General features: G+C 66.5%; 21 protein-coding genes, 1 tRNA gene and 1 pseudogene. 3 read left to right on the top strand and 20 right to left on the bottom strand.

The annotated features are described in order from the left end of the window. The first annotated feature begins 12 nt into the window (after positions 1-12). Positions 13-1,257 (top strand): HlyD family type I secretion periplasmic adaptor subunit, encoded by a 1,245-nt coding sequence (locus H9L13_RS00560; RefSeq protein ID WP_235091022.1) that lies wholly within the window; start codon positions 13-15, stop codon positions 1,255-1,257. On the opposite strand, the gene H9L13_RS00555 is transcribed toward H9L13_RS00560, so the two are convergent. From H9L13_RS00555 to H9L13_RS00485, 15 genes and pseudogenes are all read right to left on the bottom strand, one after another. Beyond that, positions 1,203-2,135 carry a transglutaminase-like cysteine peptidase gene (locus tag H9L13_RS00555; RefSeq protein WP_187538102.1) on the bottom strand — a complete coding sequence of 311 codons (933 nt, stop codon included), beginning with the start codon at positions 2,133-2,135 and terminating at the stop codon, positions 1,203-1,205. The genes H9L13_RS00560 and H9L13_RS00555 overlap by 55 nt on opposite strands. A gap of 73 nt (positions 2,136-2,208) precedes the next feature. Then, complete coding sequence (locus tag H9L13_RS00550; RefSeq protein ID WP_187538100.1) at positions 2,209-2,760, bottom strand: DUF4142 domain-containing protein; 552 nt, start codon at positions 2,758-2,760, stop codon at positions 2,209-2,211. Between the two features lie 57 nt (positions 2,761-2,817). Continuing rightward, entirely contained in the window at positions 2,818-3,510 is a 693-nt protein-coding gene (locus H9L13_RS00545; protein ID WP_187538098.1) for a transglutaminase-like cysteine peptidase, read from the bottom strand. A 149-nt stretch (positions 3,511-3,659) separates the two neighbouring features. Further along, positions 3,660-3,735: transfer RNA gene (locus tag H9L13_RS00540), tRNA-Phe, on the bottom strand. Positions 3,736-3,786: 51 nt separating this feature from the next. Then, complete coding sequence (locus H9L13_RS00535) at positions 3,787-3,984, bottom strand: DNA gyrase inhibitor YacG (RefSeq protein ID WP_187538097.1); 198 nt, start codon at positions 3,982-3,984, stop codon at positions 3,787-3,789. Continuing rightward, positions 3,968-4,891: an Rne/Rng family ribonuclease gene (locus H9L13_RS00530; protein ID WP_187538095.1), complete on the bottom strand. Its 924-nt coding sequence runs from the start codon at positions 4,889-4,891 to the stop codon at positions 3,968-3,970. The genes H9L13_RS00535 and H9L13_RS00530 overlap by 17 nt, the downstream gene beginning before the upstream one ends. Next, a complete protein-coding gene (locus H9L13_RS00525) occupies positions 4,884-5,450 on the bottom strand; it encodes a Maf family protein (protein WP_187538093.1) in 567 nt (188 codons plus the stop codon). The genes H9L13_RS00530 and H9L13_RS00525 overlap by 8 nt, the downstream gene beginning before the upstream one ends. A 9-nt stretch (positions 5,451-5,459) precedes the next feature. After that, complete coding sequence (infA, locus tag H9L13_RS00520; RefSeq protein WP_187538091.1) at positions 5,460-5,711, bottom strand: translation initiation factor IF-1; 252 nt, start codon at positions 5,709-5,711, stop codon at positions 5,460-5,462. A gap of 81 nt (positions 5,712-5,792) precedes the next feature. Continuing rightward, entirely contained in the window at positions 5,793-6,764 is a 972-nt protein-coding gene (locus H9L13_RS00515) for a quinone oxidoreductase family protein (RefSeq protein WP_187538090.1), read from the bottom strand. A gap of 87 nt (positions 6,765-6,851) precedes the next feature. Beyond that, a complete protein-coding gene (locus tag H9L13_RS00510) occupies positions 6,852-8,975 on the bottom strand; it encodes a sodium-translocating pyrophosphatase (protein WP_187538089.1) in 2,124 nt (707 codons plus the stop codon). Between the two features lie 112 nt (positions 8,976-9,087). Beyond that, positions 9,088-10,019 (bottom strand): annotated as a pseudogene (gene thiL, locus H9L13_RS00505) (thiamine-phosphate kinase). Continuing rightward, entirely contained in the window at positions 10,016-10,492 is a 477-nt protein-coding gene (gene nusB, locus H9L13_RS00500; RefSeq protein WP_187538088.1) for a transcription antitermination factor NusB, read from the bottom strand. The pseudogene thiL and the gene nusB overlap by 4 nt, the downstream one beginning before the upstream one ends. Next, complete coding sequence (locus tag H9L13_RS00495) at positions 10,489-11,394, bottom strand: alpha/beta fold hydrolase (protein ID WP_187539992.1); 906 nt, start codon at positions 11,392-11,394, stop codon at positions 10,489-10,491. Before H9L13_RS00495 ends, nusB begins: the two co-directional genes overlap by 4 nt. A gap of 5 nt (positions 11,395-11,399) precedes the next feature. Further along, on the bottom strand, positions 11,400-12,305 hold the full coding sequence (locus H9L13_RS00490; protein ID WP_187538087.1) for a pirin family protein: 906 nt from the start codon (positions 12,303-12,305) through the stop codon (positions 11,400-11,402). Next, positions 12,305-12,589: a BolA family protein gene (locus tag H9L13_RS00485; RefSeq protein ID WP_187538086.1), complete on the bottom strand. Its 285-nt coding sequence runs from the start codon at positions 12,587-12,589 to the stop codon at positions 12,305-12,307. The genes H9L13_RS00490 and H9L13_RS00485 overlap by 1 nt, the downstream gene beginning before the upstream one ends. Before the next feature lie 38 nt (positions 12,590-12,627). Here H9L13_RS00485 and H9L13_RS00480 point away from each other — a divergent pair, with 38 nt between their 5' ends. After that, positions 12,628-13,125: a hypothetical protein gene (locus tag H9L13_RS00480; RefSeq protein ID WP_187538085.1), complete on the top strand. Its 498-nt coding sequence runs from the start codon at positions 12,628-12,630 to the stop codon at positions 13,123-13,125. Next, complete coding sequence (locus H9L13_RS00475) at positions 13,119-13,688, top strand: J domain-containing protein (protein WP_187538084.1); 570 nt, start codon at positions 13,119-13,121, stop codon at positions 13,686-13,688. The genes H9L13_RS00480 and H9L13_RS00475 overlap by 7 nt, the downstream gene beginning before the upstream one ends. On the opposite strand, the gene H9L13_RS00470 is transcribed toward H9L13_RS00475, so the two are convergent. From H9L13_RS00470 to H9L13_RS12965, 5 genes are read right to left on the bottom strand one after another with little or no spacing between them, the layout of a single operon-like run. Beyond that, positions 13,685-14,335 carry a glutathione S-transferase family protein gene (locus H9L13_RS00470; protein WP_187538082.1) on the bottom strand — a complete coding sequence of 217 codons (651 nt, stop codon included), beginning with the start codon at positions 14,333-14,335 and terminating at the stop codon, positions 13,685-13,687. The two genes, H9L13_RS00475 and H9L13_RS00470, sit on opposite strands and share 4 nt — an antisense overlap. Then, positions 14,332-14,952 (bottom strand): dihydrofolate reductase family protein, encoded by a 621-nt coding sequence (locus H9L13_RS00465; RefSeq protein WP_235091020.1) that lies wholly within the window; start codon positions 14,950-14,952, stop codon positions 14,332-14,334. The genes H9L13_RS00470 and H9L13_RS00465 overlap by 4 nt, the downstream gene beginning before the upstream one ends. Positions 14,953-14,989: 37 nt before the next feature. Beyond that, complete coding sequence (locus H9L13_RS00460; protein WP_187538078.1) at positions 14,990-15,487, bottom strand: VOC family protein; 498 nt, start codon at positions 15,485-15,487, stop codon at positions 14,990-14,992. 11 nt (positions 15,488-15,498) lie between these two features. Further along, the gene (locus H9L13_RS00455) at positions 15,499-16,344 is read right to left on the bottom strand and encodes a VOC family protein (protein ID WP_235091019.1); all 846 of its coding nucleotides are present in this window, start codon (positions 16,342-16,344) and stop codon (positions 15,499-15,501) included. Between the two features lie 36 nt (positions 16,345-16,380). Beyond that, entirely contained in the window at positions 16,381-17,130 is a 750-nt protein-coding gene (locus tag H9L13_RS12965; RefSeq protein WP_187538076.1) for a DUF1428 domain-containing protein, read from the bottom strand. Positions 17,131-17,133: the final 3 nt, after the last annotated feature.

Raw genomic sequence — 17,133 nt, 5'->3', positions numbered from 1 at the left:
AGTAAGCTTGTCATGGCCAGTCTGCCGTTCGTCGGTCCCGCATTGAAGCACCGCAAGCCGATGAGCGGGGCGCAGATGATCATCGTCGCGTCCGCGGTCGCCTTCATCCTGTTCCTGATCTGGGCAAGCCTCGCCAAGGTTGACGAAGTGACGATGGGGCAGGGGCGGGTGATCCCATCTAGCAAGCTGCAGGTCATCACCGCGTCCGAGCCGGCGACGGTACAGGAATTGCTGGTCCGCTCGGGCCAGCGGGTGCGCCGTGGCCAGTTGCTCGCGCGGCTGGACAATCCGTCGAGCCGGCAGATCCAGGCGGAAACCGAATCGCTTCAGCAGCGCGCCGCGCGCCTCGCCGCGGAAGGCGGCGGCGGATCGGGCGGAAGCGGGGCGGAAGGCGCGCTCAGCGTCGTTCGCCGCCAGGCCTTGTCGAGCCGCATCGCCGCGCTCGGCGCCGCTGCCGACCAGCGCCGCCGCGAGGCCGCCGAAGCCGCGGCGACGATCAACTCGCTTCAACGCAGCCTTGTCCTGGCACAGGACAATGTCGACCGGCTGGCGCCGCTTGCGGCCAAGAACATCGTGCCGCAGACCGACCTGGCGACGGCGCAGCGCGAAGTGGTCGACCTCCAGGGCCGGATTGCCGCTGCCCGCGAACAACAGGGCCGCGCCATGGCCGCGGTGCGCGAAGCGCAGGCGCAGGCGAGCGAAGCCAATTTCGGGTTCCGCCAGGAGGCGTTGAACGAGCGCAGCCAGGTGACGCAGAAGATTGCGGTCAATGAGGAATCGCTGCGCGGTGCGCGCGGACAGGAAGTTCGATCCCCAGTCGACGGCGTGGTCAACGACGTCCAGGTGACGACCATCGGCGGCTACGTCCAGCCCGGGCAGAAGATCATGGAAGTCGTGCCGATGGGCGACAAATTGCTCGTCGAAACGCGGGTGCGCCCAAGCGACATCGCATTCATCAAGGTCGGCGACCGGGCGCTCGTCAAGGTCACCGCCTACGACTTCTCGACCTACGGCGGGCTAGACGGCCGCGTGGTCCAGGTGTCGGCGGATTCGATCTACGACGAAGCGGAAAAGCAGGCCTATTTCACGGTCATCGTCGAGACCGGCAAATCCTACCTGATGGCATCGGGCAACCGGCTGCCGATCACGCCCGGGATGATGACCGACACGCAGATCATCACCGGGCGCAAAAGCGTCCTGACTTATTTGTTGAAGCCGGTGCTCAAGGCGAGGAGCGAGGCGCTGCGCGAGCGCTGAGTTTCGGCGGACGGCGCCAGCGCCTGGCGCTGCTCAGGTTCGTTCGATGCAATGTTCACGCCGGCGTCGCGGACGCGATAGCCGTGCGTCCATGCACTCACGCGGTTGAAGGTCAGGATCGGCCGATAGTCGCGCAACGCCTCGCTATCGAGCAGCTCCTCGGTGCCATTGTCGAGCACGATCATGCGATCATCCGCCCGCACCACCAACACGGCATGATCCGCGCGGGTCACCAGGTCCTTGACGATGGCCAGGTACAGGTCGCGATCCTCGAACCCGGCGCGGCGCAGCATCTGCATCTTGGCGATCGCATAATCTTCACAATCGCCGCGCTTGCGCGCGAAGGTGTCGGCGGCGGCGGACCAAACGTCGGCGCGGCCATGCTGCGCGCGGTCCTCGGTGAAAGTCACGCGGCGGTTGACGTAGCGGTTGACCGCCTCCAGCCGGGCGATCGGGTCGAGGTCGGCAAGGCCTTGCGCAAAGCGTGCCGGCGCGCCGGAAATCGCCGCGCTTTCAACCCGGCGCCAGCGCGCGGTCAGCGGCGTGCGGCCAACGCGTAGCGCGACCGAGCCGAAAATATCCGGGCGGCCGCTGAGCACCGCCGGGCTGATCAGCGGGCGGGGCAATTCGGCCGCGACCGCGTTGCGCGCGGGGCCGTACGACGCCGGCTGCACCAGCGGCGCGCGCACGGGGCCCGCGATGACCTTTTGCGTGGCAAGGATGGCTTCGAGCGCGCTGCTGCCGCCGAGGATGGCTTCGGACTTGGCGAAGCGCGCCGACGCCGTTTGCGCATGCGCCGGAAGCGCCGCGAAGAATGCCGTCAGTGCAGCGCAGGATGCGAGCCGCGGCAGCGCGCGGCGGATGACCGTCTTGCCCATGACCCTGCATTTCGCAGGTCAAGGCAAAATTCCGCTTGAGGACTATGGTTACATCCCGCTTAACCCACGGCGGTCAAAGCGTGCGCAGCAGCCGCAAGTGACGCTCGATGATCGGCACGGCGGCCGCCGCAACCGGCCGCAAGGTCGGGCTGGCGCCGCGCGCGGCAAAATTGCGGTGCAGCGTCAAGGCATCCTGGTGGACCTGCAACTGCAGCGCGCGGTAAGTCGCGTCGAAGTCGCCGGCGGCAACCAGTTGCGCCATCATCGCGTCATGCCGCGGCATGAGATCGGCGCCGGGGAGGAGGTTGAGCCGGCGCCCCGCGAGCGACAATTGCGCCGCGGTCCCGCGATGCGCGGCGACCATCATGCTGGCAAATTCGCGCGTGCGCAGATTGGTCGACCGCTGGAGCGCAACGTTGGCCGAGCGCACGGCAAACAGATCGATCGATGCCGCGTTCGAGATGTAAGCGGCGGCGGAGATCGCGGGGCCGGCCGGAGCAGCGGTTGCGGCCAGCGGGCGGGCGGCGGTGGACGCGGCCAAAGGCGGCGGCCGGTCACTCCCGCCGCAGCCCGCGGCAAGCAACGGCAGACCCAGAACAGCGAGGTGGATTAGCGTTTTGCGCATTGTGCCTTCTCCCAATGCGCGGTCATAGCACGCGCCGGGACAAGCGCAGAACGTCCGTCAGTTGCGGCTTGCCGAAGCGGCGGAAATCGCGGCGGCGGTGCGCTTTGCCGGAATCTTGCGGGCGTGGATCCAGCTGCCGGCAGAACCGAAGCTCAATTGCGGCTGGAATTCAAAGCCGCGGCGATCGAGCAAGGTCGCTGGTCCGCCGGTATCGTCGACCATGAAGTAACGGTCATCGATGCGCACCATCAACACGGTGATCGGGCCGCCAACGCGGTCGCGTCCAAGCGTCAGAAACAGGTCGCGATGATCAAAGCCGAGCGCCCGTAGCGCCTGCATCTTCACGATCGCGCGATCTTCCATGTCGCCGGCGCCCTTGGCGAGCGTCTGTTCGGCGGTTGCCCAATAATCGTGTTGGCCCCATTGCGTGGCGTCGGACATCCACCGCACGCGTGCGTGCACCGCCGCTTGCACAAAATTGACCTTCTGCAGCCGCCCCATGGCGCGCCCGGGTGCAATCATCCTCTGCAATTCGGGTGAACGGGTCGCATCGGCGCTGGCGCGCGCCCAGCTTTCGGCAAAACGGGCGGCGCGGATCGGCAATGCGATCGTACCAAGCATGTTGGGGCCGGCATTGGCGGTCACGATAATGGCCGGACCGGCGCTCGCGACCGGGGCGGGTTCCGCTGCGGCGGGACTGCAAGTAACCGCCGCAGCGGCGCATAACGCGCCCAGCAAAATCCGACCCATATTCCCCTCATTCCCTAGTTCGAAGACAGGGAAACACGAGACGGTCGGATTGCGAAGGTCACAATTAACGACAGATAAACGGTCAACGCTAAACCGTTACGGGTTCGCGACGAATCGAGTCTTTTGGCGGATTTTCGCGGTTAACGGGATGGTGCCCAGGGGCGGGATCGAACCACCGACACTGCGATTTTCAGTCGCATGCTCTACCAACTGAGCTACCTGGGCCCATGCGCGGACGCGCCCCTCGGCCAACGGGCGGGCGAAGGAGCCGGCTCCCTAGCTTTCCCCTTCCGCGCTGTCCACCCCGACGGTCGGCAGGCTGTCCTCGGCAGGTGGGCCGGGGATGCGGTAGCCCTCGCCCAGCCATTTCAGAAGGTCGCGGTCCTTGCAGCCCTGACCACAGAGGGGCGCGTGGGCGGGTGACGGTGCGCGGCCGCACAGCGGGCAGGGCTTCGGCTTAGAACGGCTCGGCATATCCGCCGGACATGGGAAGCTTGGCGTCCGCTCGCAAGCCGATTTCGCCGCCCAACAGACGTGCCAGCGACGCCAGCCAATCCGGATGGCGCTCGAGAAGCTCGACCACCACGGGATGGGCGACGAGCCGCCGTGCGCCGGGCGCCTCGGACGATGTCCGGCGAAGCAGATCGCGTGCTTCGAACGCTGCGCGGTCTTGCGCAAGCTCGAGCAGGGACGCGCGCTTCCGCGGGCGGACAATCTGGACGAAGCCAAAGCCGTTGACCGCCGTGCGCTCGAACGGCTGCGGAAGCGCCTCGTCGATTGCGACGGCCGCCGCCTGCCGCGCCGACTTGCTCCCCGTCGTCGGAAGGTCGATGCCGATTGACCCGCCGATGTCGAGGCGGCGGATCGCCTGTGCCGCGGCCCGCGCGCCATCCATCGACAAGTCTTCGGCGGTCCGCGTGCCATCGACATCGATCAAGGTCATCGCCGGCGTTGGGGAAAGCCGCAGTTCGCCGCCATCAAAGCGGACGATGCCCGACCGCGCCTCCTCGATCAGGTCGTTCCACGAGGCCGGCAACCGGCCGTCGCGCACGTCTCGACTGGCAATATCGGTGTCGGCCCCCGTCGCGACCTTCGCCAGCGGCCGCTTCCACGGTTCGGCGCCGGGAATAGCCGAGCGCGTGACGACGATCGTGACTGCGGCGCCTTCCGCGATCCGACCCGCACCGGCCGGGAGCAGATATTCGTTTCCCGCCGCATCGCGCGCGAGCCCGTTCCGGCCGGATCGCATGAGGCGCGCGTCAATCAACCGGCCCGCGGGAATGACGTCGTCGAGGAGGACGCGGGCTTCGACAATGTCGTGGCCGTCGACGAGCGCGAGCCGCGTCTCGCCGATGCCGCGCTCGCGAATCCATTCAGGCAAGCGGGTATCCCGCGGACTTCAGCAGCATGCGCGTTTCCGCCAGCGGCAGTCCGACGACATTGGAATAGCTGCCGGCGATGTGGCGGACGTAAACTTCGCCATAGCCTTGCAGGGCGTAGCCGCCGGCTTTGCCGCGCCATTCGCCGTGGCCGGCGTAGTAATCGATCTCCTCCGCGGAGAGGCGCTTCATTGCGATCATCGTTTCGACCAGGCGTTCGCGGACTTCCCCGCCGGGAAGCGCGAGGGCAACGCCGGTCAGGACGCGATGACGCCGTCCGGACAGGAGCTCGAGGCACCGTCGCAGGGTGGGTTCGTCCTCGACCTTGGGGAGGATCCGGCGACCGACGGCGACCACCGTATCGGCAGCCAAAACCAGCGCGTCGGGCGTCGCCACCGCCTGCGCTTTTTCCCGCGCAAGGCGCTGCGCGTGGCCGCGGGGCAGCTCGCCGGCAAGGACGCTTTCATCGACATCGGCAGGGATCACGGCGTCGGGCACGACGCCGATGCGCGCCAGCAGGTCGAGGCGCCGTGGGCTCGCCGAAGCGAGGATCAGCCGCACGCGCGCCGCTTAGCCGGTATAGCCGGGCGGGCCTCCGCGGCCGGGCATGAAGCGGTAGGTGATCCGGCCCTTGGTCAGGTCGTAGGGCGTCAGTTCGACCAGCACTTCGTCGCCGGTCAGCACGCGGATGCGGTTCTTGCGCATCTTGCCCGCCGTGTGGCCGAGGATTTCGTGGCCGTTCTCGAGCTCGACGCGGAACATCGCATTGGGCAGCAATTCCACCACCTTGCCGCGCATCTCGAGCAGTTCTTCCTTGGCCAAATGCTTCCTCGCTTGTTGGTTAGATCGGGCAAAAAGTCGCGGAGCCTTACTCCGCGAGCCGCCGAATGTGAAGGCGGCGGGTCAGATCGTCAGGATCGTCGATCCGGTCGTAAGCCGACTTTCCAGCGCGCGATGCGCCTCGGCTGCGTCACGAAGCGCGAATCGTTGCTTGATGTCGATACGCACCTGCCCGTTTTCAACCATCTCGAACAGGGCGGCGGCACTTCGCTCGAGTTCGTCGCGGGTGGCAATGTAGTTGAACAGGGTCGGACGGGTCAGGAACAGCGACCCTTTATGCGCAAGCAGCAAGGGGGAGATCGGATCGACCGGGCCCGACGCATTGCCGTAGCTGACCATCATCCCGCGCGGACGGAGGCAATCGATCGAACGCAGGAATGTGTCCGCGCCAACGGAGTCGTACACGACCGGCAATTTCGCGCCACCCGTGATCCGTTCGACCTCGGCCACGAAATCGTCGCGAGTATAGATAATGGGATGGTGGCAGCCGTGCGCGCGGGCGAGGTCGGCCTTGGCTTCCGTGCTCACCGTTCCGATGACCGTCGCGCCGAGCGCCGCTGCCCATTGGCACAGGATCAACCCAACCCCGCCCGCGGCGGCATGGACCAGGATCGTGTCGCCCTGCGCGACGCGATAGACCTGCCGCACCAGCATGTGCGCGGTCATGCCTTGAAGCATCATCGCCGCGGCCTGCTCGGTCGAGATCGCTTCAGGGAGTTTGATCAGCCGATTGGCGGGGATCAGGCGAACGTCGGCATAGCTTCCGATAGGGCCGGCATAAGCAACGCGGTCGCCGGGCTGGACGATCGTCACGCCATCCCCGACCGCTTCGACCACGCCCGCGCCTTCGCTGCCCGGCGTGAACGGCAGCGGCTGCGGGTAGAGGCCGGTGCGGTGATAGACGTCGATGAAGTTCAGGCCGGCCGCGTCCTGGCGAATCCGCGCCTCGCCCGGACCGGGGTCGGCCACGTCGATAGCCTCCCATTGCAGGACTTCGGGTCCGCCGAACTGATGCACTCGAATTGCGTGTGGCATGTAGCTGCTTGACGCGCTTCGGAGGCAAAAGAAAAGCCCCGCCGCGGACGAACCGCGACGGGGCTGTCTTGACCGATCTGTCGGCGCCTAGTGCGCGCCGCCCGCCAGCGCCGCGAGCAGAAGCAGCGCGACGATGTTGGTGATCTTGATCATCGGATTGACGGCCGGACCGGCGGTGTCCTTGTAGGGATCGCCAACGGTGTCGCCCGTCACTGCGGCCTTGTGGGCTTCCGAGCCCTTGCCGCCGTAATTGCCGTCTTCGATGTATTTCTTGGCATTGTCCCAGGCACCGCCGCCGCTGGTCATCGAAATCGCGACGAACAGGCCGGAGACGATCACGCCGAGGAGCAGCGCGCCGACCGCTGCGAGGCCATTTTCCTTGCCGCCGACCGCGCCGATGACGAAATAGACGACAATCGGGGCAAGCACCGGAAGAAGCGACGGGACGATCATTTCCTTGATCGCCGCCTTGGTCACCAGGTCGACGGTGCGGGCGTAGTTGGGACGCACCGTGCCATCCATGATGCCGGGATTGTCGCGGAATTGGCCACGCACTTCCTCGACCACCGCGCCGCCGGCACGGCCGACCGCGGTCATGCCCATCGCGCCGAACAAATAGGGCAGCAATGCGCCGAGCAGCAGGCCGACGATGACGTAGGGGTTGGACAGGCTGAACAGGACGTCGAGGTTGGCGGTCACGCCAATCTCGTCACCGAACTCGCGCAAGTCGGCGGTGTAGGCGCCGAACAGCACCAGCGCGGCCAGGCCGGCCGAACCGATGGCATAGCCCTTGGTCACCGCCTTGGTGGTGTTGCCGACCGCATCGAGGGCGTCGGTGCGATGCCGCACTTCGTCCTCAAGCCCCGCCATTTCGGCGATGCCGCCGGCATTGTCGGTCACCGGACCGTAGGCGTCGAGCGCGACGACCATGCCCGCCAGCGCAAGCATCGCCGAAGCGGCGAAGGCAACCCCGAGGAAGCCAGCCAGCTGGTAGCTGCTGATCAGGCCGGCGATGATCACGATCGTCGGCAGCGCCGTCGATTCCAGGCTGATCGCCAGGCCCTGGATGATGTTGGTGCCGTGACCAGTCTGCGAAGCCTTGGCGATGGACTGCACCGGGCGATAGTTGGTGCCGGTGTAATATTCGGTGATCCAGACGATCAGCGCCGTCACTGCCAGGCCGATGAAGCTGGTCCAGACGAGGTTGATGGCCGGGAAGCTGGTGCCGTCGGTGGTGCTGATCACCTGGTCGAGATCACCGCCCAGCGCATACCAGGCCGCGCCGAAGATCGCCGGAACGGCAAGGCCGGTGGCGGTCCAGAAGCCCTTGTAGAGCGCGCCCATGATCGATCCCTTGGCGCCGAGGCGGACCATGTAGGTGCCGATGATCGAAGTGATGATGCACACGCCGCCGATCAGCAGCGGAAGGGTCATCAGCGGCAGCAGCTGCGCGCCCGCGCCGACGAGCAGCGCGACCATGACCATCGTGATGCCGACGGTCACGACATAGGTTTCGAACAAGTCCGCGGCCATGCCGGCACAATCGCCGACATTGTCGCCGACGTTGTCGGCGATCACCGCCGGGTTGCGGGGATCGTCCTCGGGAATTCCGGCTTCGACCTTGCCGACCAGGTCGGCGCCGACGTCGGCGGCCTTGGTGAAGATGCCGCCGCCGAGACGCGCAAAGATCGATACCAGCGACGCGCCGAGAGCAAGCGCGGTCAGCGCAGTGATGACTTCACGCGATTCCGGCGCAAAGCCCGCCGGGCCGATAAGGTACCAGAACAGTCCCGCGATCGCGAGGAGCGCCAGGCCCGCGACGAGCATGCCGGTGATGGCCCCCGCGCGAAAGGCGACGGTCAGGCCGCGCTGCAGGCTGGTGCGCGCAGCTTCGGCGGTGCGCACGTTCGAGCGAACCGAGATGTTCATGCCGATGAAGCCCGCCGCGCCGGACAGGATCGCGCCGACCAAGAAGGCCGCAGCGGACAATCCGCCGAGGAAGAAGAATATGACGACCGCAACGACGGCGCCGACGATGGCGATCGCGGTGTACTGGCGGCGAAGGTAGGCGCCAGCGCCTTCCTGGATCGCGCCCGCGACCTCGATCATGCGTTGGTTGCCCGGCGAAGAGGCAAGCACCTGGCGGCTTGTGAAAATGCCGTAAAGCACGGCAATGACGCCACAAGCGATGGCGATCAAAAGCATATTCATCGTCGGAAAATCCCCGTTTTTCGCGGCAGACAAAAACAGCCGGCAAAGATGCCCCGCCGGCAGGTTCGGGTTCCTTTATGAGGCGCGGCCCGCGCTTGCAACCATCCGGAAGTTAACGGCCGTGCTGGTAGCCAAGCCTTTCGGGAAGCGGGATGGGCGCGCCCCCGAAGGTGAGACGAAGGCCCGGCGGGCCAGCCGCCAACCGGCCGAGGCGCGTCACTGCGCTGGCGCCGGCCGAGGCCAAAGAGGTGGGATCTAGGTCCGGGGGCAGTGCCGCCAGCAAAGCGTAATCGTCGCCACCAGTCGCGGCGAACATGCGCGCCGCCTGGGAATCGCCGCGGGTGCGGACGAATGCGCTGGAAATGGGCACCGCGTCGAGCGCGATCTCGACGCCGCAGCCGCTGGCCTCGGCCATGCGGCGCGCATCGAGCAGCAGGCCGTCCGAAACGTCCATCATCGCATGTGCATATGCGGCCAGCGCCGACCCTGCGGCCAGCAAGGGGACCGGGCGGCGGTATACATCGACCAGCGGGCCGACGGCCTTCCCATCTTCGCGAAGCTGGGCGAGGCCGGCGGCGGCATCGCCCAGGGTGCCGACGACCCACAAGGCATCGCCCGCCTGCCCGCCGGCGCGGCTCGGGACCGGCGCCCCGCTTCGGCCGATGGCCGTCATGCCGAAGATCCGCGGCGCGCTGCGCGGCAGGGCGATCGTGTCGCCGCCGATCAGCGGGAGGTGATAGCTTTCGCAGGCGGCCTCGACGCCGCCCAGGAATTCCTCGTCCCAATCGTCATCGTCCGACAGCGTGAAGGACAGCAACGCTCCGGCGGGGGTCGCGCCCTTGGCCGCCAGGTCCGACAGGTTCGCCGCGACCAGCTTCCAGCCGATGCTCGCCGGCGGGTCGAAGGGCAGGAAATGAACCCCTCGGCGATGCTGTCGTGCGTGATCACGAAACCGTCGAGGACCGCGGCATCGTCAAGCAGGTCGCGCGCCGCCGGATGAGTCGCGCTTCGCCGCAACCTGGCGATGACGTCGGCTTCCTTCATTCCGCGCGCGCGGGTCCTTTGCTTCCCGACCGCGCCTCTTTGGCGATGGCATCGAGCAGGCCGTTGACGAAGCCGCTTTCGCGCTTGTCGTAAAAGGCGTGGGCGACGTCGACATATTCGGAAATCACCGACCCGACGGGAACGTCGGCGCGGGCGACCAGCTCATACGCCCCGGCGCGGAGGATGGCGCGCATCGGCCGGTCGAGCCGCTCGAGGCTCCAGCCCTTGGCGAGGCGGCCCGCGATCAGGCCGTCGATCTCCTCACGCCGCGCTTCCGCGCCGATGACGATATCGTCGAAGAAGTCGCGTTCGGCATCATGATATTCGTCGTCGCCAACCGTGGCGCCGAGCCGGTGGTCGTGAAATTCCTTGAGCAGGCGCGCGGTCGGCGTGCCTTCCATGTCCTGCTGATAAAGCGCCTGGACGGCGGCAAGCCGCGCGGCGGATCGGGAACGGGAACGAGTCTGGCTCATGCCGCAGGGGCCGTAGCGGCGCTGTCCGGTATGAGGAAGTCCCGCAGCGCATCCGCGACTCGGTCGCCCGCCTCCCACGGCGCGAAATGGCCGACCTCGGGCAGGCGCACGACCGTCAGATCCTCGACCAGGTCATCGAGTCCGTCGAGCTGCAGCGGGAGCAATGCGCGATCGCGCATGCCCCACACGACCAGGGTGGGCAGCCGCAACGTCGGAAAGGCGCGCAGCAGCAGGTCGGGCAAGGGCAGGGTCACGCCCGGCGGCGGGACGATGATCTTCGACGCGCGATACCAGTTGAGCATCGCGGTCAGCGCGCCGGGCTGCGACCAGTCGGCAAGATATTGCTGCTTCCCCGCAGCGGGGATCAGCGCCAGGTCGACGTGCTTGGAAAAACTCTTCTCGAAGAATTTATCATAGCCCATCGCCTCGACGACCTTTTCGAAGCCGGGCGTGCGGAAGGCCGTGATATATTGCGAAGCCGCGCGCTGCTCTGCGTCCGCGATCAGGCTTTTCTGGAAGATCAGCGGATGCGGCGAATTGACGATGGCGAGGCGGGTCAGTCGCGGATCGCCTTTCAGCGCCGCGGCCCAGGCGATCGCGCCGCCCCAATCGTGCCCGACCAGGGCGAAGCGGTCGATGCCGAGCGCCTTGGCCAAGGCAAGCACGTCGGCGACCAGCGTGTCGGCCTTGTAGGCGTCGACCTCCTGCGGCCGGTCGGAGCCGGCAAAGCCGCGCAGGTCGGGCATGATCAGGAAGAAGTCCCGATCCAGCCGCGCTGCCACCTCTCGCCACGTCCGGTGGGATTCAGGAAATCCGTGAAGGAGAATGACCGCCGGTCGCCCCGGATCGCCCGCCAGCGCAACGTTCAGTGTAACGCCGGTGGCGAGCGGGACGCGGCGCATGTCGATCACGGGTAACTGACCGTCTTGGGCACTTCGGGCAGGGGAATGAACTCCTGATCGTCGCCCGGCGGCAAGGCGAAGCGCATCGCCTCCCAATCCGCTTTGGCCTGGTCGATCCGGTCGCGCGACGACGAGACGAAGTTCCAGAACACGTGGCGCGGGGTCGCGAACGCGCCGCCGCCGAGCAGCATCGCTTTTCCGCCCGACCTGCTCGACAGGCGCGCGGCGTGGCCGGGGCGCAGTACGTAAAGCGCGAACGGCGCGATCGGCTGACCGTCGATCTCGGCCTCGCCGGCGACCAGCGTGATCGCCCGCTCGTCCGCGTCAGCATCAATCGGGATCGATCCGCCGGCGGCAAGCTCGATATCGGCATAGATGGTCGGCGAATGCTGCGGCGTCGTGGCGGTCGCGCCCCACAACGTCCCCATCAGCACGCGCGCCCGCGCGCCGCCGTCCTCGACGAACGGCAGGCCGTCGCCGGGAATATGGTCGAAGGCGGGATCGACCTCCTCCTTGCCGTCGGGCAGCGCGAGCCAGGTCTGCATGCCGTACAGGCTCGGGCCATCCGGGCGGAGCTGCTTCGGCGAGCGCTCCGAATGGGTGATTCCGCTGCCCGCGGTCATCAGGTTGATCGCGCCGGGCTCGATCACCTGGTGCGACCCGATACTGTCGCGATGCTCGATCGCCCCGTCGAACAGGTACGTGACGGTGGCGAGGTTGATGTGCGGGTGCGGCCGCACGTCCATCCCTTCGCCTGCCGGCAGCCGCGCCGGGCCGAATTCATCGACGAAGATGAAGGGCCCAACCATCGTCCGCGGCCGCGACGGCAAGGTGCGATGCACCTTGAACGCGCCAAGGTCATGCGTGACCGGGGTGATGGTCTGCAGGATCGCGGTCTCGGCGGTGGCCATCAGGATTCTCCCGGGGCGGTTGCGCGGATGGACAAAGCGTGGACGCGCTCGTGCATCAGGTCGCCGAGGGCGGCATAGACCAGCCGCTGGCGCGCGACGCGCGACTGGCCGGCGAAGGCCGCACTTTCGATCGTCAGGTGGAAATGACTTTCGCCCGCGGGATTGTAACCGCCGTGACCACGATGCTGCTCGCTTTCGTCGACCAGCGTAATCGCGGTTGGCGACAGGGTGGCGAGGCGGCGCAGCATCTCGGTCGCGACGGGGCCGGTGGAGGTGGCGGTCATCGGCCCTTATATAGGCGCGCAAGGCGAACGAGGAAGCGGTGCGGATCACGATCATCAAGGGGCTCAAGGACGACCGCATCGAATTCCGTCGCGGCGATGGTTCTGAGGCGGCGGCGCACTTTCCCAAGAAGGGGCCGATCCCGCACGACTTCGTCCACTTTGCGGTGGAGCGGGGCTTCGGCTTGCGCGACGGCTTTCTGGGCAAGGTTGCGGCCGGCGCCGATCCGGACGCGGTCGCGGAGATGGCCAAGCGCGGCGGTCACGCCAGCGCCGCGCGCGCTGACAAGCCCGATCCGGCGATCGTCGAAATGGTCCAGGTCGAGCGGCTGGTCGAATGTTTCGAAGCGGATGCCTGGTCGGGCGGGGACGACAATGACACGCTGCGCGCCTTGGCCCGCGCCGGCTGGTCGCAATCCCTGGTGCCGCCACTTAAGTTGGACGACGCGACGATCACGGCGGTGCGTCGGACAATCGCCGACTTTGCCGCGCAATGGGGAAACCTCACCACGGGCCAGCGCATTGAGCTGACATGGTAAGCAGGCCGACGCGCTGGCACGGACGGGTCGAGGGGGCGCAGGCCAATTGCGCGGTCCCCGGCTGCCGCGAGCCGGGCGAGTTCAAGGCGCCGCTCCAGCCCGCCAATTTCGATGGGCCGGGAAGCTGGCGCTTCCTCTGCCTGGCCCATGTCCGCGAGCATAATTCGCGCTACAATTTCTTCGACGGGATGACGTCCGAGGAGATTACCGAGGCGCAGTCGCCGTTGCACGGCTGGGAAAGGCCGAGCCGGGCGTTCGCCTCGAACGGCGCCGACCCGCCGCCGGCATGGAGCGACTTCGCCGATCCGCTCGACGCCATATCGGGCCGCTTTCGCCACATCCGTGACCGGCAGCCATCGCGCTTCGGCAAGGCCGAGCGGCGCGCGCTTTCGGTCCTCGGCCTGGGCGAGGATGCCGACCGGCACGCGTTGCGCAGCAATTATTCGAACCTCGTCCGGCGCTACCACCCCGACAAGAACGGCGGCGACCGCACGCACGAGGTTCGGCTGCGCGAGGTGATCGAGGCCTATCAGCTACTGCGCAAGGACGCGGCCTTCGCTTAATCGCGCTCGGGCGCCCCGAGCGGGAAATAGGCGCGGTAGGGTCGCGCCCCATCCACCGACTTCCTGACCGCCGGATGCGCCAGCAGTCGCGCGCGATACGCCTGTACGCGCGGGCGCTCCTTCCCGATCGGATCGACCCAATCGGCGTAGAAAAGAGCAGGAGCAGCGGCACAGTCGGCGAGCGTGAACGTGTCGCCCGCCGCCCATTCGCTGTCGGGCAGATTGGCTTCGAGCCAATCGTAGGCGACCCGCAGCGCATCGATTCCGCGCTTGGCGGGGAGGCCCTCACCGTCGGGCCAGATCGCGTGATTGACCGCGGGCTGCATGTTGCCCTGGATGTGGTTGTCGAAGAAGCGGTCGAGGAAGCGGACGCGCCGTCCCGCTTCGCCGTCCGGGATCCAGACGTTCGGACCGGGGTGATGCGCTTGCAGATGCTCGATGATGCAGCTCGTCTCGACCACCGGCACGCGGTCATCGACCAGGACCGGAAACTTGCCCAGCGGCCAGAGCGCCTTCAGATCGTCCATCGCGCCGGGGTTGGAGGGATCGACGTTGCGATATTCGTAAGCGGTGCCGTCGGCATCGAGCGCGATCTGCACCTTCCAGCAATAGCTGCTGAAGGGGTGCGCGTAGAGAATAAGGCTCACCAGGTTCCCGCTTCCATTTTCTCGCGCCGTTCAAGCTCCTGCTCGCTCGGCGTCTTTGTTTCGAACGTTCCCGTCGTCACATCCCCGGACGGCTCGTAGGTGGCGATCGTCACGCCCTTGTCGGTGGTGTGATGATCCATGAGCCTGAACCCGCCCGGCTCCTCGGAGCCGTTAAAGATGCGCTTGCCCTGTCCCAGCACAATCGGGAACGTGATCAGGACCAGCCGGTCGATCAGGCGCGCGGAAAGCAGCGGCGGATAGAGCGTGCTGCTCCCTTGGATGAGAAGGTCGCGACCTTCGGTTTCCTTGAGTTCCCCGACGGCGTCGGCGGCGCTGCTTCCGGCGAGCTTATGGCTATTCTCCCATTCAAGCGGAGCCTCGGAATGGGTCAGCACGTACTTGTTGATCGCCTGGAATTTGGCGCCGATCGGATCGTCCTGATTAAAGGGCCAGAAGCCCGAGAAGATGTCGTAGGTCCGCTTTCCGAGCAGCAGATCATAGTCGCCCATGATCAGCGTTTCGAACGGCCCCATGTCCTCGCTCCATAAGGGCTGAACCCAGCCACCTTTGGCAAAGCCGCCGGTGACATCCTCTTCCGGCCCGCCCGGCGCCTGCATGACGCCGTCGATCGAGACGAAGACGGCGCCCGTCAACTCACGCATCGGTGGTTTCGCCCGCGAGCGCTGCTTCGATCCTCGCGACATCGATCTTCTTCATCGTCATCATCGCTTCGAAAGCGCGCTTGGCGGCGGCCTTGTCGGGGTGCGTCGTCGCCTCGAGCAGGATGCGCGGGGTGATCTGCCAGGAATAGCCCCATTTGTCCTTGCACCAGCCGCATTCGCTTTCCTGGCCGCCGTTACCGACGATCGCGTTCCAATACTTGTCGGTTTCCGCCTGGTCCTCCGTCACCACCATGAAGCTGACCGATTCGTTCGGCTTGAAGTTCGGACCGCCGTTGAGGCCGGAAAAGGCGCGGCCGAGGACGGTGAAATCGACCGTCAGCTCGTCGCCGGCCTGGCCGTCGGGATAATCGCTTGGCGCCGTCATCGCCTCGCCGACGTGGCTGTCGGGAAAAGTGGCGGCGTAGAATTCGGCGGCCTTGCGCGCTTCACCATGGTCGAACCACAGGACGGTAGTGAGCTTGTTGGTCATCTTCTCTCTCCTCAATTCTTGCGCGGTCCGACCAGGCCGAACAACGCGCCCTGCGGATCGATCGCGTTCAGCGCATATTCGCCGCCGGGGATTTCCATCGGCCCATTGACCACCTGTCCGCCGCCGGAGCGCACTGCGTCGGCGCCGCGGTCGATGTCTTCGACGCCGATGTAGAAATTCCACATGCTGGCGGGGACGTCGGGCATGCGCGGCATGATCGCGCCGATCATCACGCCGTTGTGCTGGACGAACTGGTATTTGCCCATTTCGCCCATATCCATGTCGCCTTCCTGCACCCAGCCGAAGTGGCGCTGGTAGAAGTCGACCGCGCCGGCGGGGTCACCGCTCCACAATTCATTCCAGCGAACATGCTCAGGCCGGTCGACGGAAAAGACGTCGCTGACGGCGTTCGCCTCGTCCTCGGGCGGGATCGGGTCCATCAAATAGAAAGCGGCGCCCGATGGATCAGTGACCATCGCCAACCGGCCTACGCCCGGCTGGTCCCACGGCGCCATCGTCACCGTTCCGCCGTCGGCCGCGATCGCGGCGGCCTTGGCATCGACGTCGGCGGCATGGAGATACCCCATCCACATCGGCCGCGCACCGCCGGCCTGCATCTCTTCAGTCAGGGTCAGGACGCCGCCGGCATTGCCGCCGTCGGAACGGCCGACCATGCGATACTCCATGCCCGGCGCCACCGATTCCGTAGCGATCGTCCAGCCGGCGACGACGGCATCGTAAAATCGCTTCGCCGCGGCATGATCCGTGGTCATCAGCTCGTACCAGATGAACCCGCCGTCCGAATTTGCCGTCCGCGTCGCTGACGCGGCGTTGGTGTCGGTGCGAACATCGCTCATGGTCGCCCTCCTTTCAGATCCAAGTTGAAGCGCTGCTCAGGCGGAGACGGGGGTCGCCTGCTGCGATCCCTGCGTTGCGGTGTCGTGGATCGGCTCGAAGCCGCCCCAGAACATGCGCTTGCCGTCAAACGGCATCGGCTCGCCGGGCGCGGGGTCATTTTCCATCATGTCCTTCCACGCCGCATCGCGAGTCGCCTTGTCGGGCCATTCGATGAACGAGAATACGATCTTCTCGCCAACCTCGGCCTTCACCGCGCGATAATAATCGGTGACATCGCCCTTGGGCACATCATCCGAAATCGCTTCGACCACGCGGGTCGCGCCTTTTTCGCGGAAGGTCTTGGCCATCTTGGCCGCAAGCGCGGTGTAGTCGCCCTGCTTGCCTTCGGGCACCGGGACAACGAACCCATCGGTATAGCCGCCGCGATCGCTGCCCTCTTCGACGATGGCGTCGAACCCGCCATAGATCATGCGCTTTCCGTCGAACGGCATGTCCTTGCCCATGGCTTCCATCCGCGGGTCGCTCATCATCCGGGCGTTGACGGCGTCACGCGTCGCGCGGTCGGGATACTCGAACCAGGCGAAGACGATCTTCTCATCGTCCTTGGCATCGACGGCCTTGCGGAAATCGGTGACCTTGCCTTCGGGGATGTCGCTGTCCCAAGCCTCGACATGGCGGGCTACGCCGAATTCCTGGAAGATCGGCGCAGCTTCGGCGGCATGTTTGCGATAGGCCTCCTTGTTGGCCTCGGGCACGGCAGCCACGAATCCTTCGAAATAGGTCATCGT

The sequence above is a fragment of the Sphingomonas lutea genome (genome assembly GCF_014396785.1).
Classification (GTDB): domain Bacteria; phylum Pseudomonadota; class Alphaproteobacteria; order Sphingomonadales; family Sphingomonadaceae; genus Sphingomicrobium; species Sphingomicrobium luteum.
Note: the sequence above shows the minus strand (reverse complement) of the source record. Positions and strands in the feature narration are given on the sequence as shown.